The 355-nt window shown below is 51.3% G+C and carries 1 protein-coding gene; it reads right to left on the bottom strand.

Annotation, left to right across the window (positions count from 1 at the left end; all coding sequences use genetic code 11):
- Positions 1–146 precede the first annotated feature (146 nt).
- Positions 147–355, bottom strand: a 209-nt coding sequence (locus ABE493_RS19385) for a hypothetical protein (RefSeq protein WP_346501036.1), incomplete at its 5' end; no start/stop codon positions are given.

A 355-nucleotide genomic window follows, 5' to 3' on the forward strand; every position in this document is an offset into this window, starting at 1 on the left:
TGCAGCCTAAGCTGTGCGAGAGTAGGTCATCGTCAGGGTTTTATCTAAAACCCCGCTGCTCACGCAGCGGGGTTTGTCTTTTTATGTAAGCCAGGTGTTTTTAAGCCTGGGTTGGTTCAACAACTTCACGAAGAACTTCAAGTTCATCAAATAAGGTGTTGACGGAAACAAAAAGCCTGCCATAATAGGCGGCTCGCTTCGACGAAAAGCCTTCGGGCCAACGCTGAAGCCGCCGAGTCAACCACCCCGAAATGAGGTGTTGACGAAGCAGAAAAGCCACCATATAATGGGCGGCTCGCTACGACGGAAACGTCGCAGCCTACGAAGAAGGCGCTGAGGCCTGATTCGAAGTTCT

The organism is Stenotrophomonas terrae, assembly GCF_039674165.1.
GTDB lineage: Bacteria > Pseudomonadota > Gammaproteobacteria > Xanthomonadales > Xanthomonadaceae > Stenotrophomonas > Stenotrophomonas terrae_A.